Source organism: Microvirga arsenatis, assembly GCF_009910705.1.
GTDB classification, from domain to species: Bacteria; Pseudomonadota; Alphaproteobacteria; order Rhizobiales; family Beijerinckiaceae; genus Microvirga; species Microvirga arsenatis.
Window position 1 is genome coordinate 1 of the sequence record NZ_JAAAXJ010000023.1, and the last position, 23938, is coordinate 23938.

The following is a 23938-nucleotide window of genomic DNA, read 5'->3' on the forward strand; positions in this document are numbered from 1 at the left end:
GCCCGGTCGCTCCGCGATCGGCGAGCACTGTCCCAAAGCCCCGGTGGGCTGGCGGTCCCTGAACCGGTGGACCGCCACGTTCCTGCCAAGTCAGCCGGAACTGATCGTCTGGCAGGAGTTCTCCTCGAATGGTGACGTACCCTTCCGGACGCGAGAGGCTGCCGTACTTGACGGCGTTGGTCGCAAGCTCGTGGATGATGAGCGCCAGTGCAGTGCCCGCCCCAGCACCAACCGGAGCGTCGTCGCCTGCAATCGCCAGCCGGGCATCATCCGATGAGCTTCGGCCATCCTGCTCGTGCATGTAGGGATGGGCGAGAATACGCAGGAGACCCAGGACCGTCCGGCTCGCTGGATCGGCTTCGTTCAACGGGTTGTGCGGTTGGATGTACGCGTGCACATGCGCGAGACTGTTCAGGCGCTGCACCAGGGCGGTCGCAAAGGGCCTGACGGCTTCGTCCTTCCGGGACGCGAGGGCCACGAGGCTGGTAACCACCGCGAAGATGTTCTTGATCCGGTGCGACAGCTCGCGGCTGATCAGCTCCCGCTGCTCCTCCGACGTCTTGAGATCGTGGATATCCGTGCAGGTTCCGAACCAGCGCTCGATGGTGCCGTCCGGTCGACGGACTGGCAGCGCGCGGCCGAGGGTCCAACGGTATTCGCCGTCATGCCGACGCAGCCGGTACTCGATTTCATACGGCGCGCCGGTTGCGAGCGACTGCCGCCACCGCTCCCAGGCGCGGGCTTGGTCGTCCGGGTGGAACATCCCGTTCCATGCCTCGCCATCCGTCGAGCCGTAGGGGACGCCAGTGAACTCATACCAGCGGTCGTTGTAATAATCGTGGTATCCGTCCGGCCGCGCCGACCAGACCATCTGCGGCATCGTGTTGAGGATCGCCTCAAGGCGCGCCATGTCGGTCACGATTCCGGCCGAGGACTGATCCTCCCGTGAGTGAGCCCGGATCGTCCCTGCAAGATAAGGCTTGTGCGTCCGATTCCGATGATCACTCGCTTCAGGCAAAATCACTTTCCCGGCAGCGATCACCCGGACCGTGTCATCGGACTTGGAGCGCAGCAACCGAAAGCTCTCTTTAAAACGTGCTCCCATGCCATCGCGGAGGACGGCGCGCACCCGGTTGCGAATCCGCTCCCGATCCTCCGGATGTACTTGGCCCAGGAGGGTGCCCCCCGCCACGGGCCAGGGATGGTCGTCGCGGCCGGATTGGCCGAGCAGAATTTCCCGGAACACTGTGTTGCCGTCGAGACGCTCGGCCACGGGATCGAACCACCATAAGCCGACCTCCGCTGCTTCCGCGGCCAAAGCAAGCAGATGCCCTTCGGGAAGCGCATGGTCATTTCCAGAGTGGAAAGGTGTCGCAGCGGATCGGTTACGGTTCATCGTGCTTGGGGCACCTGGAGCGGGGTCTCAGAAGTTGGTGGATCTAAGGGCGATGGCGGCCCCGCATCAGCCGTCGGGCGCGAGGAGGATGCTTTGCGGTTTGACCTCGGGCAGAACGCGGTCGAAGTGCTGTTTGACCGCGGAATGGCATTCACAGGCCGCGCCTTCCAGGCGGGCCCGGTCCAGGATGACGATCTGGCCGCGCGCATACCGGATCAGGCCGCGCGCCCGCAGGGCCCGCGCCACCGATGTGACCGTGGTGCGCTGGACCCCGAGCATCTCGGCCAGAGCTTCCTGGGTCAGCGGGATCTCGGCGCTGTTGACCCGGTCCTGGGTCGTGAGCAGCCATCGGCAGCAGCGGGCCTCGAGCGAATGCAGCGCATTGCATGCCACCGACTGGATGATCTGTGCCAGGAGAGCGTCGGCGTACCGGCTGAACAGGTCGCGCAGGGTGGCCGAGCGTTCCTTGGCTTCCTCCAGCCGGGAGGTCTCAATCCGCAGAGCCGGGCCCGGGATCTGGACTTCGGCTCGGGTGAAGGCCGGCTTGTAGCCTGAAGACACGATGCCGCCGAGGGCCCCCTCGCGCCCGACGGTTGCGGCCTCGGCAGCCCGCCCGCTCTGCATCACCACGACAAAGGATACCATCGTGCTGGCGCAGGGAAAGTAGGTGCGCGTGACGTCGTCGCCCGGCTCGAACAGCACCTCACCCTGGTACAGGGTTACGGCTTCGAGATACGAGTCGAGCAGCGCCCGGTCCCTGGGCTGCAGCGAGGCCAGGAGGCGGTTGCTGACCAGATGGTGCCCAACGGATGCGTTGCTCTCCGTGGGGCGGGTCAAAGGTTGTTTCATCAGGGTCCCCATCCCGTGGCCGGGGCAGTCTCGGCGCTGCCCTTCCTCGAACCCACAGGGTGCAGCGTGGCACTGTGTCAGAAAACGTCACGCTTGTCCGTCGAGTACTCGACTTAGCCTGCCGGAAATCGCATCGGATTGATAACCGGTGAGGCAGATGTAAAGTCATGTACAGGATGAAGCGCTCGCTGGGCCAGATCCGGCTCATTGCGGCCATTGTTCAGTAGAGCGACGCGTGACGGTATTTTATGAGAGGCATCTCGAATGCGCCTGACCAAGCCCTCCCGACAGGCCGAATTGGCCGACAACCTGTCAAGGCTGTCCAAGGCGGCGATGCGCTGATCGGCCGGAGCGACCCTGCTTGAGTTCACGCCGGTGTCGTCAGATACGCTATGACGAGTGGTGCCAATCGATCTTTATCGAGGCGGTCACGGTGCAGATCCGGCAGTCGTGCTCATCCCGCACCCGGATGACGACGTCTCAGGTGTTCCCTCTTGCCAGCCGGCCCGATCTCAGCCGCCGAGCGTGAGGCCGACTGGACTGCAGCTTTCTCGCCGTCGAGCGCCGTGCCTTCGTCGTCGCGCTGGAAGTACGCTCCGTCATGTACGTCGAAGAAGTAGCGGGCCATGGCGGTCCCTCTAGCCAGTGCATCACCCGTTGCCTGGACAGCACGGGAAGGCGGGGAGCCGCCTTGAGATGGATCAGCGCGGCGGTAAAAGAAGGACCAGAGTGGCGTTTCACGAGCGGTTGGGAGCCGGGCCGGACCTCCGGACTGCGCCAGGGAGCGGTAACGGACCATTAACCATATTCGGGGATGATCCCAGGCAAGACGCATAGCCGCTGTCGGCGGGGGCGGTGTACGAGCAAGGAACCCGATGAGTACCGAGGCAAATCCAGATCAAAAGAACACGGATCCGCGGTTGGGACCCGATGCACGGGAGCACATCGGCTCCCACCTCCAGGCCATCTTCGCGGAGATTGAGGGACAGCCCATCCCCGACGAACAGATAGACCTGCTGCTCGCGTTGCGGTGGGTCGAGCGCGAACTCGGGCGCAAAGAGACCTGACCGCGACGGAGCATCCGTTTGGTTCACGCCAAAGACGGCGTGCGGCAGCGCCCGGAGACCTACTGGACCGGGTGGTCGATCGTGCAGATGACTCTCGTCGGGACGAACTCGATTCGGGCCTCTCCGCCGAGGTCCTGCGGCAGGCTGCGCTCGATTAGCCGCGTGCCGAAGGCGCTTGCAGGGGTGCGCTGGAACATATCGTCGACTAGGGCGAAGACTTGCCCGGTCCGCGCAGGACCGCCATGTGGCCGGGAGCCTGCCGGAACAGGGCGCGCAGGTCCGCGAACTCGGTCCTCAGTGCATCGTCCGTCGCCATGGTCATCGCCCATGCTACAGCGCCGTCACATGGATGAGCCGGTCGCCCCCATCGGTGCCCGCGACCGTCCAGCAGCACGCCGTCCTTAATCTCATGCAGCAGCCCCCGCGGAGCTCCGCCGCGACCTTGTCCGCGGCTCCCTGCGCGGTCGCAGGATCGGGCAGGCCGACCCCTTCCTCGTCGTAGACGAACTACTCCTTGGGTTGCAGGTGGAAATCGTGACGGGGCATCGGTCTCCCCATCGTCGAGGAGGTGGAGCCGCAGGCAGCTCAAGACTACCGGAGCCGCTCAGCGGTTGTTCGACGCCTTCGAAACTTCTGACATCTCCGGCCCCTCTCAGCTCGGGAGATGCCTGGAGGTGTGGCCACGCTCCACCTGTCCCGGGCTGAACTGCATCACGGACGCAGCGACGTCTCCCTCAGGACCCGCCGCGGTCGCTGGCGATGCCATCGGCGCCCGAGAGCCCCATGAGTTCTGCCAGACGATTCCGAGCCCGGTTCACGCGGCTCTTGATCGTGCCGACCTTCACCCCGAGAGCTTCTGCAGTTTCCTCGTAGGACAAGCCTTCCGCTCCTACGAGCAGTATAGCCTCGCGCTGCTCCTTGGGCAGTTTCGCCAGGGCCGCCTCAAGATCCTGCACGACGATCCTGTCTTCCTGGTCCGGAATCGTGATCAGCGCCGCGGCATGGGATCCATCGGCATCCTCCACCTCCCGCTGGCTCTTGCGATGGGCGGAGAAGAATAGGTTGCGCAGGATAGTGAAGAGCCAGGCCTGCAGGTTCGTGCCCGCCTCGAAGCTCTCCTGTCGGCTGATGGCCCTCAGGATTGTCTCTTGGACGAGGTCCTCGGCGCGATTAACATCGCGGGTGAGCGAGACAGCGAAGGAGCGGAGCGACGCCAGGCTGGCCATAATCCCGTCGACGAAGACTTGATCCCTCGGGTGCGTGTGGGCGCGGATGACCTGGGCAACGCGGTCAGCGAGCCGAGCGAGGCTGTGGGGCAGCTTCTCGGCGGCGGGATCACCGTACAGGGCGCGCAGCTGGAGGCCGAGATGCGCCTGGATGCGTATGTCCAGGATGGCGTTTCCGGTTCGAGCGGAACGTGCGTCAGTACTGGTCTTGTTCATTCCCAAACAGATGTAACGAGCTGGACCGTTTTCAACCGTGATCAAACTCGCCGGAGGGACAACGGCCTAGCCCCTGCCTGGTCCTGGCTTACCATCCCTTCCATCGCCGGGCTCATGCCTGGTCGAGTGTCAATGCCGGAGGAACAATCTCAGACATCGGGCTACTGTGAACTACCGCCCTATCAACTCTTCCGCCATACAAGATATCAATGCTTCCGCCCAATGAGCGGTCGCCCTCGCGATTGAGCCCGGCCCCGACATCCGTGCATGGCCGCCCATGTCCTCGAGAGCGAAGGGTTCGCGGTCTTGGAAACATCCTCGGCCTACGCGGTCGCCAGGATCATCCGGAGGCGCGTCGACATTCATGTGGTGTTACGGACGTAATTCCTCTTTGGACTCTCGACGGCTTCGATATGGCCGGGCTGGCGGAGGCCAGCGATCTGCGCATGCTGGCGATCGTTGCATCCAGCCCATTGCCGCCAGAACTCTCAAGAACGGCGCCGGTGCCTCGCTCCCTGCCGAAGCTCTACCAAATCACGGAGGTGATCCGATCGAGCCGCGCATCTGAGACCTTCACGAATCTACCTGCGGGCGAAAGGCGAACTCCACCCTGGTCCCGCCGGAGCTTGGCACGACCTCCAACGCGTGGCTGTCCCCCATCCTCTGGAACCCGTTGCAGACTGCAGGCCGGACGCAGCGGCCTGAGGTGGAGGGTGCCGACAGATCCTATGCCGCGTGGTTCTCCTCCAGGTCGCGACGCCTATCGTGCGTGGGGCCGCTCATGTCTACGGGGTTGCCGTCCGGCAGGATCAAAGGCCGTGGCAACCTGGAAGCACTCAGCTCATCCAGCCGCTTGCAGTCGAGCACGGGGAGGAGCCCGCCTCCGGCCCCACCTTCATCTCAGCCCTTCAGGACCTCGGATTCCTGGATACGTCGCCAACCGTCCTGCCTTATCCTAGGCCTCGTCTTCAACGAACGATGCTCTTTCCCGAATGTGGTCATCCAAGCTCACAGACTGCCCGTCCCTGCGTCCGGGCCAAAACCGTTCCCCAGGGGTGTCGTGCTCGGCCATTAGCAGTGGTGAAACGAAATCGCCAGATTAACGATTAGCTATTAAGCTCGGCTACAAATCTAGGTTCGAGGGGGAGATGGCATTGGCAACCCGGGGCGCCAAGGACTGGCATGAGGCCAGGGAGACGGCATGCAACCTCATCAGAGAATTGGAGGAAGCTAAAATACGTCTTGACCTCCCGTGCGCTCGGATCCTGCCGGCAAGGACTTCTGCCTTGGGGAGGGAAGTCGTCGTATCCGTTCCGATCGATTGCAGCGGATGCCCGAACCCGACGGTCGCCGAAGTTGCGCTTCTCCTTGCCATAAAGTGAGAACATCCACCCGGTGGAAGGCTACGGCAGAACGCAGCCGGACATCCGTCTCGCCATGGTCTTCGATGCGTCATGCCCGTGTGCTCGACGTCAGGCCATGCTGGTTGGCCTGAGGCGAGGGCAGGCACGGCGCCGCCCTCTTTTCGCCTCGCCCCTTCTTCCTTTCTTTAGAGGCGCATCTTCATTCGCTGTGCCGGGATGCTAGCGTCCCCTGCGGGCAACCTGGGCGATGTCATATCGGGAGATCCCGATATCCAGTAGTTCGCGATCCGAGAGGGCAGAGAGTTGTCGCACTGTCTCGCGCGAACGGCGCCACTGACGAAACCTGGCGAGAATGATGGACAGGAACATGCTGCAACCTCGATAATAAACGCACACGAATTTAGCCGCGCGGCCCGCAGGCCACGAGGAAGAGGCCACCGGACCGGTGGCGGAGTTCAGGGAGGAAACCCATCACGAGAGGCCGTGATGGAGGAGGGGCATCTACACCGCCTTTAGCCTCAGACAAACCCAGGTAAGGTCGGCCCAGCCATGCTGGAGCAGCATGGAACAGATGGGCGGCGTTTACCGATCGTTTACGGCTCCCGACCGGCTCAGACGGGAACCTTGCTGACAATCGTGGCGGCGGCCGCCGGGCTAAACCCGACCTCCATCAGCTCACCTTCCAGGTCATTGAGGCTGTAAGGTTCCAGCGTAACGAGGCGTCCGGCCCCCTCCCGCTCGACCAGGAGGGTGTCACCGTCCTCTTCCTCCGGGATTCCGGGATAGTCATCAAAGGACGTCGTCGTGACCCGCACCGCAGGGCCCCCATCATCCTCGCAGTCCACCTCACCGGTGCTTTGATAGACCTTCACCGTGACTAGGTGTCCCTCTATTTCGCCTTCGAAAACCGTGTTCCACTCACCCATGTAGCCCTCCTCGATGCCGACTCGGCTGGTCAGCGCAGAAGACAATCCTGAATGCATCAGCACCAAACCGCCACAGGACCAAAGCAGGATTGAGCCAAAGCGTGGCAATTCGACGGGCACCTGCGTCTCCACTGTATGATTATCGTCCCCCTGACGTGACATGAATGACGCGACGTTATTCCTCGGCAGTAGCTCGTAGCGGGGGTACGCCCCGCAGAAGCGCCTCCCGCCGTGGGACGCCCGAAGCAAGGGCTCAAATGGGTCTAGTCTAGCTCGAACCTGTCGCATGTATTCCGGCCTTTTGCATCTCTTCCCCTTCAGACGGAGATCAGAGCATGAGCACATGCCGACCTGGCTTCGCCTCCATGGACCCGCAGAAGCAGCGTGAGATCACCAGCCAGGGCGTCAAGAGCGTTCCTGCGGAAAGGCGCTCGTTCTCCCGGAACAGTGACCTCGTCGCGCAAGTGAGGCGCAAGGGCGGTTTGACTTCGCCGAACGTGGAGGGCACACGCTAGCCCGTGGAACCGGCCTATATGCTCAGGCAAGGTCAGAAACGATGTATGCCGGCTCCGATTTGGCGGCGGCCAAATCACCCAAATCTGGCGTATCGTCCGGCTCCTGGCCCTGCCCAGTGGTTACCTCGCAACTATGCCGCTCTAAGGGCTGCAGGCGTCGGCCGAGCCGTCCCTCTCCTTCAGGCGAGCGAGCAACCTTCGAAGGCCATCCGGTCGGCCGATGCCACGCCAATTTCCCTTCTATCGCTGCGGTCTATAAGGGCGTAGGCATGCTGGGTGCGGAACACGTGGCTGTGCAGGTTGGCGATCCACTGACGGCCCGCGCCGTCACGTTCAGGTAGCCGATGGCCTTCTCCAGGTGCGGCGAGCCGCTGGACCATTAGAAGTCGGCATAAGGCTCGACCAAGTCGTTCAGGAAGCGTAGCCCAACTGACGGTCAAAGCCGATCTACTCGCGCTCGAAAAAAGCGCATTATCCTTCTTCAGGTAGAGCCAATCGCCAAGCTGGCCGATCAGGTTGACCGCCTGCACGAGCCTCCCCTCCTGGTCCTTCCGCATGTCATTGCCGGGCTGGCATGAGGGGAAGCGGGGGAACTCGATCGCCCGCCCCCCGCTCAGCATCGAGCGGCGGTAAATTCCCAAGCCGCTCCATGCTGGAGAGCTTGGAGCGGTCGCCATGATAGGGGGCGAGCGCAGCGTCCGAGGCGCCGCGCTCCAGGGCTTACGGTCCGTCCGCTCGCGTCCGCAACGAACCGATCCTTGTCGTCACCCTTCAGAACGCCGCGGACGTAGCCGATGTCGTGCAGCAGGCAGGCGACGAGGAGATGGGAGTAGTCCAGCAGCTCAAGGCGCTCGGTGAGTATGCACCCGCGCAGGATGTCGCGGGCGACCTGGGTAGCGAGGACGGTATGACCGAGGTGGTGGCAGAGAGCATCCCTCTTGCTGAGGCATTCCAAGGCCATTTGCGCGATGCCGTCCAGCCGCTCGGCCTCATACTGACCGGGCGGGCCAAACAGGCGCCGGAAATCGTCGGCGAGAGGCTTGCCGGACTCGCCCGCCACAATTGCCGGCATCGCCATCATTCAAGTCTCCTCGCTGCAGTCCGGTTTCGGCAGCCGGTCATGGTCGAACTGCCTCCCGATGCCGCGACCAGAGGTCTGAGCCAAGCATGGGGTCTGAATAGCACCACTAGGCGCGCGTCGCCTTAAGGCCGATCAAGAGCGCCGACCCGCGCTGGGTGGCGCATCGACGAGGGCATGAAGGCCAGCAGCTTCGCCAAGCCCTGCCGCGTGACGGATACCGTGCGGATCATCCGTATGATGGGCGCCAGACATGAGGAGCGGCAACGGGAGGCAGACTCAATAGACGGGTTCCGTCGGCCCTCGTTGCCAACGGGCCCTATGGGGCAGCCGTGGACCTGAAGGGCTCGGATGACCGGGCGCCGCGTCAGGCCGGCGGCGCTGGCGAGGGCCTGTGGCCATGGGACAGGGAGCCCCGCCCCAAGGCAGGTCGCCTCCACATGAAGTCAACAGCACATCTTCATCAACGGGAACGCCGTATCCGGAAAATGTGGGGTGGACGAGAGCTTTTCACGCGTAATTTACATCTATGGGATGGCCCTTGTCGCCGGTGTAGGCAAGGCGTGCAGGCTGCCGATTTGGCACACCCTCCCAAGACCGAGACCTGGACTGAGGCAGGAACTGAGAGACGCCTAGCAGCGCCGGATCCTGCGAACGTCCCTCGAGAGGAGACCGGATCACCAATCCGTCGAATCGGGATCTAAAGCACCGGTAACAGAATCGGCAGCCTCGGACGAAGTGCGCCGTCGTAGAGCGGAGCGCGCCCGATGGTTCAACGAGTGAAGAGCAGCTCCGGCTTGCGCCTGAGGTACGAGGTGGCGAGGTGAGCTGAGGCCCAGGACCGGGCCTCAGCCTTTTCCTGATCAGCGGGTGCGGTCGGTCGAGCCTGTGGTGCCAGTGCCACGGACGTTGCGCTCGTCCTCGACGTCTACCTCGGTCTTGCGCACCGTGTCGGAGATCGTCTCGGTGCGGGTCTCAGCCTCCTTGCGCACCACCACCTCCTCGACCACGCGGGCCTCCTTGGAGACCACCGCCTCTTCGCCGCGCTCCTCCACCTCGATGGTGCGCTCCTGGAAGGGATCGCTGCCCAGCGTACCCTCGCGGTACTCACCCGAGACGGGGCGCCGCTCGACATCGACGCGCTCCTCCCGCAGGGTCACCTGTTCTTGCACCGGGCGCTCGACGACGCGAGACTGGATGCGAACCCGGCCGCGGCCGACCTCACGCTTGCCGACGTGCAGCTCCTCCTCGGCCACCGGAATGACCGTGTCCCGCCCGCCCGTGGCGGTCGAATCGGTGCTAGCCCGGGTGATGTCCGCAGATCCGGTGACGTCGCTGCCCATGTCTACGTCCGACCTTGTAGTGCTGGACGACCCCGTCAGGCCGCCGGCCAGCCCGGCCGCGACGGTGCCAAGTCCACCTCTGGTGCTGCCAGAGGCCGAGGCGTCATAACCCCGCCATCCCTCGGAACGCCAAGAGGTCTGCTGCTCATCGAGGTCCAGCACCCCATCGTCATCCAGAATGTCGACCACCCGGTCAACCTCGTCGTCATCACACTCAACGGCGACCAGCGCGTTGCCGCGGCGTACGCCTTCTGCATAGGCGTGGGCGTCGGAGCGAGGCACGCCCGCGTCCTCTAGGTCGTCGATCAGGTTGTCGGAATGGTCGGAGTAGATGTTGACGGCACCGCGCGAGACGCCGGCCTGCTCCAGGCGGCCGACGATCTCGTTGGCTTTCTGCCGGTCTTGGTAGAGGCACGTGACGGTCTTGGACATGAGGTTGGCTCCTGCAAGGCTGTAAGAGATCAGGCCCGTTCGTTCGGTTCGGCCGAGCCGGCGAAGTCCGACGGCAGATGCCCTCCTGGGCGTCGGCAGGACACCGTCTGCGCAGGAAAGCGGCCATACAGGCGATCGGCTCGGCCCGTGACCTTCCAATGTGCCGTCCCGATTCCGGTTCCATGGATCCGGCGAGCCAAGCGGACCTCGAGGCGGATGGCAGGTCAGGTTGGCGCCCTTACCCGGCCCCACAAGCGCGGCACTGCCTGAAGGGCCCGGTCCCGGTCACGCCCTAACAGTCATCGTCCTGTCATGGAACCGCTGGCCCTGGCTCAAAGTTGGATCAGCGGCCAAGCTCGGGCATTGGCCGTTCAGCCGATGAAGTGCCTTCGCCATGCCGATGACGAACCCAGCGCCACCGCAACCCGGCAAGGGGCAAGTTACCTCGCTGCTGTCGACGCTCGGAGCTGCCGTCCTGGGCTGGGCGCTACTCAGGCTTGTGGTTGGGGGCTCACGGCAACCCCAGACCTCAATCGCGCCAGCCCCGGGGCATCGCAAGAACGTATCCGCCGACCGAACGGCTGGGTTCGGCGGGAGGATGCATATGCCACCCCGGGCGGCGCACGAGCCGGGGCGCGGGCGCGAGGCGGCCACGCCTACCGAGATCCCGACGCTTGGCTGGAAGGACGTCCTGTGGCGGACCTACGAGGAATTCAGAGACGACCGGCTGATGTCGGTCGCCGCGGGTGTGACCTACTATGCCCTCCTGGCCATCTTTCCCGCCATCGCCGCGCTGGTGTCGATCTACGGCCTCTTCGCCGATCCGGCCACGATCCAAAACCACCTCAGCGCGCTCTCGGGCGTGCTGCCAGGCGGCGCGGTAGAGATTGTTGGAGAGCAGGTGAAGCGGATTGCTTCGCAGGGCGGCGGCACGCTGGGGCTCAGCTTCATCATCGGTCTGGCGATCTCGCTTTGGAGCGCCAATGCGGGAATGAAGGCCGTCTTCGATGCCCTGAACATCGTCTATGACGAGGACGAGAAGCGCAGCTTCATCCAGCTCAACCTTCAATCCCTCGCCTTCACGCTCGCCGCCATCGCGTTCGTGCTCGTCGCCCTGGCAGGCATCGTCGTGCTGCCGATCCTTCTCAACATCATGGGTCTGGGCAGCGGGGTCGAATGGCTGCTCTCCCTGGCCCGTTGGCCAATCCTCCTATCCGTAGTGGTCGCGGGGCTGGCGGTGCTCTACCGCTATGGCCCGAGCCGTGACAAGGCGGAATGGAAATGGGTGACGCCCGGCGGCGTCGTGGCCGCCGTGCTATGGCTGGTCGGCTCGATGCTGTTCTCTTGGTATGTCTCGAACTTCGGCAGCTACAACGAGACCTACGGTTCGCTGGGCGCGGTGATCGGCTTCATGACATGGATCTGGATTTCCAACATCATCGTGCTGCTAGGCGCCGAGCTCAACGCCGAGATGGAGCACCAGACTGCTAAGGACACCACCGAGGGGCCGCCCCACCCGATGGGCACCCGCGGCGCCCAGATGGCTGACAACATCGGGCCGGCCAAGGCTTAAGGCCGCGTTACAGGTAGACCACGGATGAGGCGCAGAAGAGAATGGGACATGCGGAGCCCTTGCTTGTCTGCTGGTGGGATCAGCACGGGAGGATGCGGCACTCCATGAATTTCGAGGCGAACCAGTCCGCCATTGTCGAACTCGTGCGGCAGAACCAATCCTGGGCGCCGTTCATCGTCGCCGCGCTGGCGTTCGGCGAGTCAGTGGCCTTCCTGTCGCTGTTCGTTCCCGCCACCGTAATCCTGATTGCTATTAGCGCTTTCATCGGGGTGGCCGACCTGGAGTTCTGGCCGCTCTGGCTCAGCGCTGCCGTCGGAGCCGCCATTGGCGACATGGTATCCTATGCGCTGGGCCGGCGCTTCAAGACATCCATCTATAAGATGTGGCCGCTCTCGACCCATCCGCAGCTCGTCGGCAAAGGCGAGCGCTTGTTCTGCCGCCATGGCCTCTGGGGCGTGTTCATCGGCCGCTTCTTCGGCCCGGCACGGGCTGTGGTTCCCCTAGTCGCAGGTGTCTTCGGCATGCAGGTGCCCCTGTTCATGGCGGTGAACATAGCCTCCGCCTTAGTTTGGGCGTTCGCGCTTCTCGCTCCGGGAGCCGGACTGTCGGAGTATCTGGGGTGGTGACCTGATGTCGGGCCGCAGCGGATCGGAAGTTTCCGGCGACTCCGCTGCGGCCCGTCCCTGCTTCCGTCCGGCGGCATCCTTCCGGTCTTGGTCGCGCACCAGCCAACGCACTGAGCCGAGCGCCAGGATCGCCTTGGCCAACCCAATGATGGTGAACAGCTCGGTGTTTGGTGGCGTCCAGGATAATGAACTTGCGCACAAGGGCCAGCAGCGCGATCAACACCACGGTACGCACCTGCAAGATGCACTCCTTGCGATGCAGGACGCCGATGGTCGAGTGGTTGAACTCCAGGGCGATCAGCACCGTGGAGATCATGTCGAAGACGACTTGGAACACGCCGGTCTCGGCTGGGTCGAGTAGGCCGAACAGCATTAGCATGAGAATCCGGAACGCCACGTTCACCAACGCCACCGCGATCATCAGAATGATCGGGGCGGTCAGGACGGGCGAGACGATCTGCTCGATGCGCCCGTATGGGCTCAGGCCGGGCCATGCCTCGTGGGTCTCGCGCAGGGCGTGGTCCACGGCTGCCGTGGCGTGGCCTGAGCCCATCGCCGAGCGGGGTCGGTCCTTATGGTTCCGGGGCAATCCCGTCGTCGCATGGCTGCATCATGCAGGGCCCGCGCCTCGGGTGTTGACGCCGCCCGGAGTGTTGTTCGACCCGCCGGCCCAGGGTAGGCTCGTGCTGCGCAGGGCATTGTCGAAGAGGCGGTTCATCTCGCGGGGGAACGAAAGCAACGAACCGTTCTCTCCGAGCAAGCCAAAGCTCGATCGGAAAGAAGTCAGCGGACTGCCGGCCCTCGTCTTTTCTTCCTGTCGACAGATGTATTACGCAGGAACGGCGACGAAGAGCGATTGGCCATCACGCATGATGCGCAGCAGGACCGGCCTCTTGTCCTTCTGCGCCTGCGACCAGGCCTGCGCCACATCAGCCGGCTCGGTCACATCCCGATTGTTGGCGGAGACGATCACGTCGCCGGGCCGAATCCCGCTTTCAGACGCCGGGCTGTTGGGCTGCACCCGCTGGACGAGCACGCCGCTCACGTTCGCGCCGAGTTGGCGGCGCGCTGCTTCATCGATGGGAGCCAGAGCCACGCCAAGCCGCTTGCCGTCTGCCTCGGTGTCTTGCTGAGGCCCAGTCAGGGCTGCGGTCTGGTCACCGGGGCGCTGGCCGACGATCACCGGAACCTCCTGCGGCGTGCCGCCTCGCACTACTGTCAGGCGAGCCTGAGTTCCGGGCTTTAGGCTCGCAACCGCGCGGGTGAGATCCCGACCGCTGTTGACTGTCTGGTCGCCGATGCGGATGATCACGTCGCCCGTCTTGATCCCAGCCTTCTCGGCCGGGCCGCCCGGCTCCACCGAGGCGACCAGCACGCCTTTGTCGTCCGAGCGTCCCAGCGCCTGGGCGATCGCCGGGGTGATCTCCTGCAGACGCACGCCGACGTAGCCGCGCTCGACCCGGCCCGTGCGGATGAGCTGCTCGGCCACGGACTGGGCGGTGCGCGACGGCACGGCAAAGCCGATGCCGATGTTGGCTCCCACGGGCGAGAAGATGGCGGTGTTAACGCCGATCACCTCGCCACGGGCGTTGAACAGGGGACCGCCCGAGTTTCCCCGGTTGATGGCGGCATCGGTCTGAATGTAGTCGTCCAGGGGCCCCGACTGAATGTCCCGCGAGCGCGCTGAGACCACGCCGACGGTGACGGTGCCGCCCAGACCAAAGGGGCTGCCGATGGCGATCACCCAAGAGCCCGGTTCGGCCGCGTCCGAGTCTCCCCAGGTGGTGACGGCCATGTCGGGCTGCGGATCGATCTTGAGCACGGCAATGTCGGTGGCCGGATCCCGCCCCACTAGCTTAGCCGGAACAGGACCGTTCTCACCGAAGGCGACCTGGATGTCGTCAGCATCCTCGATGACGTGGTTGTTGGTCACGATGTAGCCGTCAGCGCTGATCACGAAGCCCGAGCCGAGGCCCTGCCGGGGCTGCAGCCGCTCAGGGCTGGAGCGCTCCTCGAAAAAACGGCGGAAAAGCTCGGGTAGATCCTGATTGTCCGGCGTGGATTGCGCCCGCTGCCGCCGTTCCTCGACCCGCTGCCGCGTCGTGACCGCAACCACCGCCGGCATCTTCTGCTTCACGATAGCGGTGAAATCCGTCGGCGCCGGCTGCGCGTGGGAAGGGACGTGAACGGCGGAAGCAAGAAGCAGCAGAACACCTCCGATCACACCGGTTCGGAGGAACGCGGGCAATCTACTGTCATGCATCATGCGAACCTCGTGGCGGCTCGGCGCTCTGCATCGGCGCTCAAGGTTCAGAATGAATGCTGTTCAGAGCCTCAGGTTCCGTGTGCCTGCCCAAGGCCGCGCCCATTCGCAGCTGCACCCGTCATAGATGCGGGCAATCATGTCCGACGCCGAACCGGCTTGCCCCTCAGGTACTTGGCGAGGGCGTGATGGGAGTTGTCGCTCGATCACCTGCGTAGCGCGAGCAGCTCCATAGGAACTTCTCAAGCGAAGTCAGACATGCAGGATGACAATGGCTCGCGGTGCGGACCTTTGGTCGTACCGCTGTCATAAGGAAGTTTTGCAAGGATAGCCGCTGATAGAGCGTCTGCCGATCCGGGTGCGAGAACGCCTGATTTTCCGTGCCTCGCAGGCAACACTGTGGTGGAGTGCTTTCTAAGGCGCGCGATCTATTCGCCTTCCGAGGAACGTAGTGTATCGAGCACGCTACTCCGGATCTTCACACCGCCCCAGTCTCCATCCTCGGGCCATTCCTACAGATTGTACTTGGCGTCCTTCATCGGCTACGTCCTCGAGGAGGTCGACGGACTCAGGCCGCAGCCCGGCGTGGTGATGATCGGAGTCACCAACTTTCCGAAAGCCGTCGATCCTGCGCTCCTCCGAAGCGGATGGCTCGAACGCGTGATCCACGTTCTGTTTCCGAGCACGGAAGAGCTGGCTCAAACCTTGCGGCAGAAGCTGGCATCGGATCTGCCCGGAGCGGACCTTAAGCAGCCGCGTCTACGCCGTTTCCCCGGAGCTTCGCCGCCGGTGTGCCGCACACGAGGCTGGGCATGACGTAGCGGCGGTGGCTTCCGTCAGCGGGCATGGCGGACACGCCGGCACTGCCCGGGTGACTGGAAGGCCGGAGCAGCCGATGACCATCGAGGTCGCCCGCCAGATCCTGCTCTACCTGCCAGCCGGGTGAACGACGGAGGAGGTGGTGCTCGCGGGGCCAGCGCGGAGCGGGGGACGCCGAGGAGGCGGACTTGGCCATGGCGACCCGCCTCGCGGTGCGCATGGTTGCGGCGTCCGGCTTGACCGTCCGACGCCGCTGGTGTATCTTGTCACAAGCCTGTCGCCGTTCAATCTCCCGCCCCACCTGCTGGCGGAGGTCAAGCACGAGCTGAACGCCACCTATAAGGAGGCGATCGCCTTGGTCTGGGCTCACTAGGCTGCCGTCGAGCAGCTCGCCACCCATCTGGTTGACCATCTCGACGCGTCCGCTCGTGCGATCGTTAAGGCGCATTCAGGTACTGGAGGGTTCCCTGAAGGGGCAAGTACCCGGCACTACCGATCGTTGCCCGGCCTGCCGCAAAACGACAGTCATAGGAATTCACCGAGAAAACGACGTCTGCCGCGCACGAGCGCGTGAGGCCCAGTTTTGTTCCAGATGGCTCCCAGGGGAGGCTCAGCGGCTAGCCGATTGCACCCGATGCTGGAGCCTCAACGAGCTGAGGGGTGGCCATCTGCCGGATCAGGCTGACGACCGTCGTCGGTAGGTAGGGCTTGGCGAGAAAAGGGATCTCTTCCGGCAGCTCATCCGCCCCCGGCTGCCTGCGGCCTGAGGTGACGATCACCTTCACGCCCGGCCACCGCTCGCTTACCGTGCGGGCCAGCCCAAAGCCATCCATCGAGCCCGGCATCTCCACGTCGGTCACAATGGCCTGAATGTCGGGCCGCGCTTCCAGAACGGTCAGCGCCTCGTCGGCGCTCGCAGCCTCGAACACCTTGAACCCGGCGTCCTCAAGGAAATCGGCGGCGAAGATCCGGACCAGGATCTGGTCTTCCACAACGAGGACCGTCATGCGGGTTTCTGAAACAGCTTCGCTCATGGGGGCCTAACCAAAAAGGGGCAGCTTCGTTCCACCAGCCAAGTGGATCATCCGCAGGGAGTTTAGGTCCGTTGCGGTTACTAAACCGCCAAGTTTCTGTCCCTTCCATTTTTCGTCGCAACCGTGCAGCTCGTGGCGGCGTCGGTGCGCAGATCCCGGAGCAGAGCGTCTTTATCTCACGGCCGCCCCAAGAAGGAGAGCCCCTTGGCTCGCCAGGAGCCTTGCGAGCGACCTTTGCTGAGCTTTGAAAAGCCAATCTCATGGGGGCCGGATCCTGTCGCGCTTGGGTGCCACGCCTGCAAGGCTCCTCGGTTCGCCCCGTTTTGGCGACCAAGCAGCTGGTGATGGCGGCTCGACCCGTTTCCTGATCGAGCCCTCTGCGTCGCCCCTCACCTGACGCAGGAGTTACGTCACACAGGCGAGATCGGCAAGGTTCGCTGTCAGGACCAGAAGGGCCCCCATTGGCACGGATTTTATTGCACTCCCCGTGCGCTTCCGCGGTGGTTCAGCTGTGGTCGAGAAACTGCAGGTGTGGCGAAACGGTAAACGCTGGTTCTTGCTTAGGAGCTTCGGCTCCACGGCCCATCAGAGCGCTTTTCACAGCCTCTACCAAGGACCCATCCTCGTGGTATGCGCGCACATACCTGATCCTGTCGGGTTACCGGGCGGCCGACCAGCGGCGCAAGACGCGGACGGACCTCTACGTTGTCCTGGCCCTCCAGAGGGCGTTCGGCGTAGGGGCGGAGACCTTTATGAGTTTGCTGAGCGGCGACTGGATCGTCACCACTCTGGAATGTCTCTCGTCAGCCGCGATGATGGGCGGCACCTGCTTGCGAAGCTTCGCCGCGCCCTGCCTGGCCACGGCCATGATCGCGCTGAGCTTCGGTCCAGCTTGGCTCGGGGCTGTGTGGTCGGGTGAGCCGATCATGTTGCGAACGGCGCTTCAGATCCCCTTTCTACCTCTACGCCATGGGCCAGGCCGTCTATCGCCTCAGCGTCATCTTGATTTCCACCATACAGGCCGAACGCGACTATGAGCACCGCGTCCGGCATGACGTGCTCACCGGATTGCCAAATCGTCGCTTTCTCATGGAGACGAGAGAAGCTTTAGCCCCGCATCCGGTGGTCCTTACCATCACCGACATCGATCATTTCAAGAGCATCAACGACACCTATAGGCTTCGGGCCGGTGACGCCGTTCTGCAGGGGGTGGGAGTCCTCATGACAACCCGCTTGTCCGCCTACGGCATGGCCGGCCAGCTTGGTGGAGAGGAGTTGGCACCCATCGCGCCTAGGGCTTATGAAGAGCGAGCGCGGACCGTCGACGCCATTTGCATGCGTGAACGGGCTCAACCGCGTTGACATGCCCGCCTTCGAGCTGAAAGGGCAAAGACTGAAGCTAAGTGTCGAGTTTGAAAAGCTCAGGTTGATGGGGCCGCTCCTCCTGCGATGAAGCTGCCCGAAGAAGAGGTCTTCGAGATTGATCGCTTCGAGCGGTCAGGACTGCTCGGTGGGGACCGGCTTTCGTTCCGCATCCAAAGAGGGGCATACCGCGCTCAGCCCCTGGCGCGTTTCCTATCAATTTGCGTTCTTCGCCTTCATCTCGCTGCGGTAATAGCGACGCCAGCCTTCGCGCCGCCGCACGGCCATGGGTTCATCGTATTCGCTCGGCAACACCACCGGCACAAACAGGCAGACGCTCTGAGTCGGCAGCACCTCGCGCCACTGAGACAAAAGCCTCTTGTAGGCTTCCCCAACGGGCCGGATGGTGCGGTCGAGGTCGTACAGCCCGCGCGGGTTCACCCGGCCCCGCTGCTCGCGAAGGGCAACGTCCCAGTCGATCTGGTCGGTGAGCGAGTACCAGGTGAAGCCGACGATGGGCACGCGATTGTTGCGCACGCGCAGGACGTTGGCCCATTGCTTCCAAAGCCAGTCGACCGCCTCGTCACCCTCCGGGCCCTGGTCGAAGTTGGTCTCAGTATGCATCACCGGCAGGCCATAGCGGTCGTGGTACTGGCGCGTGATCTCGTCATAGCCGAACACCTCGCCGGCGGGCCGGATGTGCCCGCCGGGATCCACCCGGTGCTCGTTGGTGTGATAGAAGTCGTTGCCCATGATGCAGTGGTGGCGCAGGTTGTTGTCGAGGAAGAAGTGGTACTCCTCCCGCGTCATGCCGTTGTCGAGCATGAACTCGTGCATCTCCGAGTCAACCGGGCGGCCGTAGTTCAGGTCGAGCGATAGGAACCGCCGGGCGTTCTGGATCTCCGCGGGCTTGATCGCCTGCGGGTGTTCGGCGTGGAAATACTCGGTCGATTCGCTCTGGATGAAGATCGCATCGGGCCGCTCCTCCAGAATGGCATGCATGGCCAGCACGTTTGCCTTGACGAGGTGCTTGAGGGCGGTGACGAAACCCCGGTCGCTTTTCAGCTGCTCATTCCAGTACCCCGTGGCCGCAGAGAACGTGGCGCAGATGAACATTTCGTTGACGGGGGTGTAGAGCTGGACCCAAGGAAAGCGGCGCGCGAACGCGCCGGCGTATTCGGCAAACAGCGCCGGGAAGTCGGGGTTCTGGAAGTCTCCGATCCACTCCGGCACGCCGAAATGACACAGATCCGCGATGGGAACGATGTCGCGCTCCTTCAGCCGGGCGAACGTCAGGTCGGCGAACTCCCAATCGTATCGGCCTTGGCCCATAAACGTCCGGTGGAGGGGCGGGCCATAGCGCAGGAAGCGGACGTCCAGTTCCTCAAGCAGATCGAAGTCCCGCTCCCACAAGCGGTAGTGGCCGCACTCCTCCATCTGGTCCCGGCGCACCCGGCCGTTCTGGATGGTGGGATAGCTGTTCTCGATGCCGGTCGCAAACAGGAAAAGAGGGGTTCGGGTCGGCTGCCGATTGGCTCCCGCCTGACGCGAGGGGCTACGGGTGACATCCTGCATGGGCTTCTTCCCCTGTGACAGGCCGGAAACGCTCCACCTGTGCGATCGGCTCCACGCGAATGCTCAATCGACCTCGTTCATTCCGCCACGCACCGCGGTCCGCCGACCTCATTCCGGGCCAATGAGCAGCCAAGCTCAACGGTTTGGAATGATGGCGAGCTTAGGCCCTCAACCCTGGAACTGCCCTGAGAGTTCGGCGGCTCCTATCCGCCTGGACGTCGGAACGGTCTCTGAGCCATCCATGGTTGGCGCGGCAGCGTGCGCCGGATCCTCCTTGTGCCAAGTTCGGCCGGTTTTAGGGACGCGGCAGCGTGCTATTGGCGGCCGGATCAGTGCGACATGAGCACCGGCAGGGTCATGGTTTCGAGGCTTCCACGCGTCGCCCCGCCCAAGATGAATTCGCGCACGCGGGAGTGGCCGTAGCCGCCCATCACCATGAGGTCGGCTTGTACGTCAAAGGCGTGCGACAACAGGGTGCTTGCAACGTCCCCTGCGCTGGGAAGCCTGCGGAACTACGCATGGATGGCGTGGCGCTCCAGGTGGCGGACCATTCTCTCGCCGGAGGCTTCGGTCTCGCTCGGCTCATCGGCGACCGTGAGAATTTCGACCCACTTGGCTCGTTCCAGAAACGGCATCGCGTCACCGAACGCACGCGCCGCCGTGGCGCTGGCGTCCCAGGCAACCAGGATGGTCTCAAGCCGGAACGGTGTGATCGGCACGTCAGGGACGATCAGGGCAGGTCGGCCGGATTCGAACAGGACCGATTCCACCATCATCTCCCGGTCGCCCGGCGCGTCTGGGTTCGGCTGTTCGACCACCGCGAGATCGAAGTGCCGTGCTAGAGGGCCGAGCGCACGACCGGGCAAGCCAAGCGTGACCTCGACTGGCTCTGTTTCGACGGCAACGCCAAGGCCCTGGGCTGTCGTAGCAAACCCCTCAAGGGTGCGACGCGCCTCCTCCCGCGAGGCCTCAAGAACCGAGGTCAGGACGGGGACGGATGCTTCAGGCCATGCGACGCTCGTGGTCGGGTCGTGCACGAGCATCGTCGCCGTGAGGTGCGCTCCAAACAGGGCGGCCAATGAAGCCGCGTACGGTCCAACCGTTCTAGAACTCGGATCAAGCACAACAACGACGTCTTTGATAGCCATGGGAACGTCCCCTCCCGCTACGACAAGGTCTAACGACGACTGTATGATGTATTGGGCTTCCATCGACACAGCCACTCGGGGATGCCGAAATCGGACTCACCAGCGTTAGTTGTGCGTCAGCAATCTTTCACCGTTCGGTTGTTGCGGGTTTGATGTGCCTCGCACGGCACTCTGCCTTTGCTCAGGACCAGCGGTTAATCACCCACAGGACCAAGCTGAGGATCAGGCTCACAAGGATGCTGGTTGCCAACGGCACATACAATGAAAAGCCATCCCGCTGGATCAAAACGTCACCCGGAAGGCGACCGAACCCCAGCTTCTCCAATACCGGCCAAAGCAGGCCCACGAGCACGAGCAGGAGCCCCAGCCCAATCAGTATGCGCGAGATCTCCATGCGCACCTCCGATGCGAGAATCCACACCTGTCGACGTGGTGGTGCGGATGTCCGAGGTCAAGCATCGCGCCCCGCTCATGCCAACGGCCTAACTGCGCCGGATCGGGTGAGGGCAGGCGAATGTGAAGGTTTCCAACTTCACCGCAGCATCCGCCGCGGCAGCGACTTGCCGCTCGTCCGGTGAGATCCCACCGGCTGGAAGGGGGAAGCAGCGAGTGCTCTCCGCCACGCGGTCCGTGACACTTTTTCATGCGGCCCGGGTTACCGTCACGAGATCGTCCTGCCCCTGGATTCAAGAGAGCGAAGCCCTGCCGAACTCACCAGAGCCTGTCATGATCAGCCCTTTGAACGAGCGAGAGCGCCTTCGCCACAAGCGACGCAACCGCATCCAGTCATTGCTCCTGATCGGTGGCATGGGGGCACTGCTAGCGGCCTGCGGCTGGATCGTCGCGGGCGGGGAGGCGGTTGCGTGGGCGCTCTTCGCCGGCGGCATCAGTCTTCTGTTCACCCCCTACGTCTCACCCTGGCTCACCCTGCGCATGTACGGGGCCCTGCCGATCCGACCCCACGAGATGCCAACACTCTTCCAAGCTCTCGCGCTGATCTCGGACCGTGCCGGCCTCTCGCAGCCGCCCGCGCTCTTCTACGTCCCGAGCCGGATGATGACTGCCTTCGCGACGGGCACACAGAGCGAGGCGGCGATCGCAGTCACGGACGGGCTCCTGAGGCACCTCACCTTGCGCGAACTGGCCGGTGTCCTGGCCCACGAGGTCAGCCACATCCGCAACAACGACCTCTGGATCATGACCCTCGCCGACGTCATTAACCGGGTGACTGCCGCGATGTCCCTTGCCGGAGTGATCCTTCTTCTGGCGAGCCTGCCGGTCCTGCTGGTCGAAGGGAACGCCGTGCTCTGGCTCTTGGTGATCCTTCTCGTGTTCGCGCCGACGCTCGCCAGCCTGCTCCAGCTCGCCCTCTCGCGGACGCGGGAATACGATGCCGATCTCGACGCGGCGGGGCTTACGGGCGACCCGCTCGGCCTTGCGTCGGCCCTGGCAAAGCTGGAACGCTACGAGGGCGGCCTGCTGGAGACCCTGTTCCTTCCGGGCCGGCGCATTCCCCACCCCTCGCTGCTGCGAACGCATCCGGATACACGCAAGCGCATCGAGCGATTGTTGGCTCTGAGAGTAGGGCCTACCGAGCAGGAATTTGACCCGAGCCCCGTTATCCTGCCTTCCCGCTTAGATCCTCCGCACCGGAGGCCTCATTGGCACCCAACAGGCCTCTGGTATTAGGCGGGTCTCCAATGCGGTTCCGCCGGCTCGCCCGATGGATTTGACTGCCCGGCCGTTCTCCTGCAAATTCGGGGTTCAGCGGCGGAGCGCGCCGAGCAGGGGCACGTCCCAGGTCAATCTTCGCTCATTGCGCTTTCCCGTCGCCAACCGAACCGGCAGCTTCCTGCTCCCGGGCGCGGTTCCGGCCGATGGATCGCATGGCCGGCCAAGTTCTTGAACGTTCCGGTGGCGCCTCTGCCGCCTGCGCGGCGGATGGAGACCCGGCTCGTTCATGACCGATAGAACGATGTGCTCCGGCCGGTCTGACGAACCGATATGGAGCACCGCCTAGGATGACTGGGGGGCGCGCTCCGGCATCTGGCGCGCCCGCCGCTTCCCGTCTGGGTGCGACCGACTGCCCGGCACCCAACCGGTGGGCATCCTGACCTCATCCGCCAGCTCGCGACCGCGGGTCCGCAGCAGGGACAGCCCGATCGCTCCAACGATCAGGACGGCGGTGGCAAGCAAGGCAGCCTCGGTGGGGATGACCTTGCCGCCGTAGAGATGGTTCACCGTCATCTTGATGCCCACCAGCACGAGGATCAGCGACAACGCATACTTGAGGTAGACGAACCGCTTCACGATCCCGGCGAGCGCGAAATAGAGCGCCCGCAGCCCGAGAATCGCCATCACGTTGGACGTGTAGACGATGAACGGGTCCTGCGTGATCGCCAGGATCGCCGGTATGGAGTCGACGGCGAACACCAGGTCGGTGAACTCGACCATCACCAGCACGAGGAACAACGGCGTCACGTACAGCGCGCCGTTCCGCCGGACCAGAAAGTGCGTCCCTTCGTAGTCCTCCGTGACCGGCAGCCGGCGGCGGAGAAGCTTCAGCACCGTGTTGTTCTGGAGATCGGGCGTCCCCTCGGCCGCGAACAGCATTCGGATCCCGGTGAAGATCAGGAACGCGCCGAAGACCAGCGTCATCCAGGCGAACGCATCTAGGAGCTGGACGCCGGCGAAGACCAGCACGGCCCGCAGCGCCAGGGCGCCGAGCACGCCCCAGAACAGGACCCGGTGCTGGTAGGCGGCGGGCACTCCGAAGTTGGAGAAGATCAGGACGAAGACGAAGATGTTGTCGATGGAGAGCGACTTTTCGATGAAGTAGCCCGTAAGGAACTCGACGCCTGCCTGCCGGCCGAGGAACCAGTACACCCCGGCGCCAAACAGGAGGGCGAGGAGAATATAGCCCAGACTCAACCACAGGGCCTCCGCGACACCGATGGCGCGCGCCTCCCGGTGCAGGACGCCGAGGTCGAGCACGAGGAGCCCCGCCACGAGGACTGCAAACGCCACCCACAGCCAGATGTCACCTCCCATCTTCGGTCATCCTTCAGCCATGAAGAACGTAACGATCGACCGACCCATAAACTTCCCAGACCCTTCCCGGTTCAT

Annotated in this window: 25 protein-coding genes and 2 pseudogenes; 7 read left to right on the forward strand and 20 right to left on the reverse strand. The window is 63.9% G+C overall.

What is annotated here, in order from left to right:
• The 3 genes from GR303_RS21820 to GR303_RS21830 form a co-directional block, all read right to left on the reverse strand.
• On the reverse strand, window positions 1-1273 hold a 1273-nt coding region (locus tag GR303_RS21820), incomplete at its 3' end, for a PAS domain-containing protein (RefSeq protein ID WP_161726208.1).
• A 189-nt stretch (window positions 1274-1462) separates the two neighbouring features.
• Window positions 1463-2245 (reverse strand): Crp/Fnr family transcriptional regulator, encoded by a 783-nt coding sequence (locus GR303_RS21825; protein WP_161726206.1) that lies wholly within the window; start codon window positions 2243-2245, stop codon window positions 1463-1465.
• Between the two features lie 454 nt (window positions 2246-2699).
• Window positions 2700-2873, reverse strand: coding sequence for a DUF6894 family protein (locus GR303_RS21830; RefSeq protein ID WP_161726205.1), 174 nt, complete (start codon window positions 2871-2873; stop codon window positions 2700-2702).
• A gap of 247 nt (window positions 2874-3120) precedes the next feature.
• On the opposite strand from GR303_RS21830, the gene GR303_RS21835 reads away from it, so the two are divergent.
• Window positions 3121-3312, forward strand: coding sequence for a hypothetical protein (locus GR303_RS21835; RefSeq protein ID WP_161726203.1), 192 nt, complete (start codon window positions 3121-3123; stop codon window positions 3310-3312).
• A gap of 59 nt (window positions 3313-3371) precedes the next feature.
• Here GR303_RS21835 and GR303_RS21840 read toward each other — a convergent pair whose 3' ends face one another.
• The 5 genes and pseudogenes from GR303_RS21840 to GR303_RS21855 form a co-directional block, all read right to left on the reverse strand.
• Complete coding sequence (locus GR303_RS21840) at window positions 3372-3509, reverse strand: hypothetical protein (protein WP_161726201.1); 138 nt, start codon at window positions 3507-3509, stop codon at window positions 3372-3374.
• A gap of 133 nt (window positions 3510-3642) precedes the next feature.
• Window positions 3643-3804 (reverse strand): annotated as a pseudogene (locus tag GR303_RS25555) (hypothetical protein); the annotation flags it as partial.
• Window positions 3805-4046: 242 nt separating this feature from the next.
• The gene (locus tag GR303_RS21845; protein ID WP_161726200.1) at window positions 4047-4754 is read right to left on the reverse strand and encodes a sigma-70 family RNA polymerase sigma factor; all 708 of its coding nucleotides are present in this window, start codon (window positions 4752-4754) and stop codon (window positions 4047-4049) included.
• A gap of 1583 nt (window positions 4755-6337) precedes the next feature.
• Window positions 6338-6487: a DUF1127 domain-containing protein gene (locus tag GR303_RS21850; RefSeq protein WP_161726198.1), complete on the reverse strand. Its 150-nt coding sequence runs from the start codon at window positions 6485-6487 to the stop codon at window positions 6338-6340.
• Window positions 6488-6729: 242 nt separating this feature from the next.
• Window positions 6730-7164, reverse strand: a complete 435-nt coding sequence (locus GR303_RS21855) for a hypothetical protein (protein WP_161726196.1) — start codon at window positions 7162-7164, stop codon at window positions 6730-6732.
• 215 nt (window positions 7165-7379) lie between these two features.
• On the opposite strand from GR303_RS21855, the gene GR303_RS21860 reads away from it, so the two are divergent.
• Window positions 7380-7559: a KGG domain-containing protein gene (locus GR303_RS21860; RefSeq protein WP_161726194.1), complete on the forward strand. Its 180-nt coding sequence runs from the start codon at window positions 7380-7382 to the stop codon at window positions 7557-7559.
• Window positions 7560-7738: 179 nt separating this feature from the next.
• On the opposite strand, the gene GR303_RS21865 is transcribed toward GR303_RS21860, so the two are convergent.
• The 3 genes from GR303_RS21865 to GR303_RS21875 all read right to left on the reverse strand — a co-directional run bounded on the left by GR303_RS21865 (window position 7739) and on the right by GR303_RS21875 (window position 10412).
• Entirely contained in the window at window positions 7739-8089 is a 351-nt protein-coding gene (locus GR303_RS21865; protein WP_161726192.1) for a hypothetical protein, read from the reverse strand.
• An 83-nt stretch (window positions 8090-8172) separates the two neighbouring features.
• The gene (locus GR303_RS21870) at window positions 8173-8640 is read right to left on the reverse strand and encodes an HD domain-containing protein (RefSeq protein WP_161726191.1); all 468 of its coding nucleotides are present in this window, start codon (window positions 8638-8640) and stop codon (window positions 8173-8175) included.
• 860 nt (window positions 8641-9500) lie between these two features.
• A complete protein-coding gene (locus GR303_RS21875; protein WP_201752187.1) occupies window positions 9501-10412 on the reverse strand; it encodes a YsnF/AvaK domain-containing protein in 912 nt (303 codons plus the stop codon).
• 394 nt (window positions 10413-10806) lie between these two features.
• On the opposite strand from GR303_RS21875, the gene GR303_RS21880 reads away from it, so the two are divergent.
• Entirely contained in the window at window positions 10807-11985 is a 1179-nt protein-coding gene (locus GR303_RS21880) for a YihY/virulence factor BrkB family protein (protein WP_161726189.1), read from the forward strand.
• 104 nt (window positions 11986-12089) lie between these two features.
• Complete coding sequence (locus GR303_RS21885; protein WP_161726187.1) at window positions 12090-12611, forward strand: DedA family protein; 522 nt, start codon at window positions 12090-12092, stop codon at window positions 12609-12611.
• On the opposite strand, the gene GR303_RS21890 is transcribed toward GR303_RS21885, so the two are convergent.
• From GR303_RS21890 to GR303_RS21895, 3 genes are all read right to left on the reverse strand, one after another.
• Window positions 12523-13164, reverse strand: a complete 642-nt coding sequence (locus tag GR303_RS21890; protein WP_343232019.1) for a phosphate-starvation-inducible PsiE family protein — start codon at window positions 13162-13164, stop codon at window positions 12523-12525. The two genes, GR303_RS21885 and GR303_RS21890, sit on opposite strands and share 89 nt — an antisense overlap.
• A 57-nt stretch (window positions 13165-13221) precedes the next feature.
• Entirely contained in the window at window positions 13222-13350 is a 129-nt protein-coding gene (locus GR303_RS25250) for a hypothetical protein (RefSeq protein WP_281351551.1), read from the reverse strand.
• Between the two features lie 90 nt (window positions 13351-13440).
• Window positions 13441-14877, reverse strand: coding sequence for a Do family serine endopeptidase (locus GR303_RS21895; RefSeq protein ID WP_343232020.1), 1437 nt, complete (start codon window positions 14875-14877; stop codon window positions 13441-13443).
• A 522-nt stretch (window positions 14878-15399) separates the two neighbouring features.
• On the opposite strand from GR303_RS21895, the gene GR303_RS21900 reads away from it, so the two are divergent.
• Window positions 15400-15690 carry an ATP-binding protein gene (locus GR303_RS21900; RefSeq protein ID WP_161726185.1) on the forward strand — a complete coding sequence of 97 codons (291 nt, stop codon included), beginning with the start codon at window positions 15400-15402 and terminating at the stop codon, window positions 15688-15690.
• Window positions 15691-16310: 620 nt separating this feature from the next.
• Here GR303_RS21900 and GR303_RS21905 read toward each other — a convergent pair.
• The gene (locus GR303_RS21905) at window positions 16311-16700 is read right to left on the reverse strand and encodes a response regulator (RefSeq protein WP_161726183.1); all 390 of its coding nucleotides are present in this window, start codon (window positions 16698-16700) and stop codon (window positions 16311-16313) included.
• A 996-nt stretch (window positions 16701-17696) separates the two neighbouring features.
• Here GR303_RS21905 and GR303_RS21910 point away from each other — a divergent pair.
• Window positions 17697-18089, forward strand: a complete 393-nt coding sequence (locus tag GR303_RS21910; RefSeq protein ID WP_161726182.1) for a diguanylate cyclase domain-containing protein — start codon at window positions 17697-17699, stop codon at window positions 18087-18089.
• 216 nt (window positions 18090-18305) lie between these two features.
• On the opposite strand, the gene GR303_RS21915 is transcribed toward GR303_RS21910, so the two are convergent.
• The 4 genes and pseudogenes from GR303_RS21915 to GR303_RS21930 all read right to left on the reverse strand — a co-directional run bounded on the left by GR303_RS21915 (window position 18306) and on the right by GR303_RS21930 (window position 21206).
• The gene (locus GR303_RS21915; protein ID WP_161726180.1) at window positions 18306-19664 is read right to left on the reverse strand and encodes a family 1 glycosylhydrolase; all 1359 of its coding nucleotides are present in this window, start codon (window positions 19662-19664) and stop codon (window positions 18306-18308) included.
• A gap of 329 nt (window positions 19665-19993) precedes the next feature.
• Window positions 19994-20143, reverse strand: a pseudogene (locus GR303_RS21920) (universal stress protein); the annotation flags it as partial.
• 33 nt (window positions 20144-20176) lie between these two features.
• On the reverse strand, window positions 20177-20812 hold the full coding sequence (locus GR303_RS21925; protein ID WP_161726177.1) for a universal stress protein: 636 nt from the start codon (window positions 20810-20812) through the stop codon (window positions 20177-20179).
• Between the two features lie 181 nt (window positions 20813-20993).
• Window positions 20994-21206, reverse strand: a complete 213-nt coding sequence (locus tag GR303_RS21930) for a DUF2905 domain-containing protein (protein ID WP_201752188.1) — start codon at window positions 21204-21206, stop codon at window positions 20994-20996.
• A gap of 332 nt (window positions 21207-21538) precedes the next feature.
• On the opposite strand from GR303_RS21930, the gene GR303_RS21935 reads away from it, so the two are divergent.
• Window positions 21539-22501 (forward strand): zinc metalloprotease HtpX, encoded by a 963-nt coding sequence (locus tag GR303_RS21935; RefSeq protein WP_161726176.1) that lies wholly within the window; start codon window positions 21539-21541, stop codon window positions 22499-22501.
• Between the two features lie 327 nt (window positions 22502-22828).
• Here GR303_RS21935 and GR303_RS21940 read toward each other — a convergent pair whose 3' ends face one another.
• On the reverse strand, window positions 22829-23863 hold the full coding sequence (locus tag GR303_RS21940; RefSeq protein ID WP_161726175.1) for a TerC family protein: 1035 nt from the start codon (window positions 23861-23863) through the stop codon (window positions 22829-22831).
• Window positions 23864-23938 lie beyond the last annotated feature (75 nt).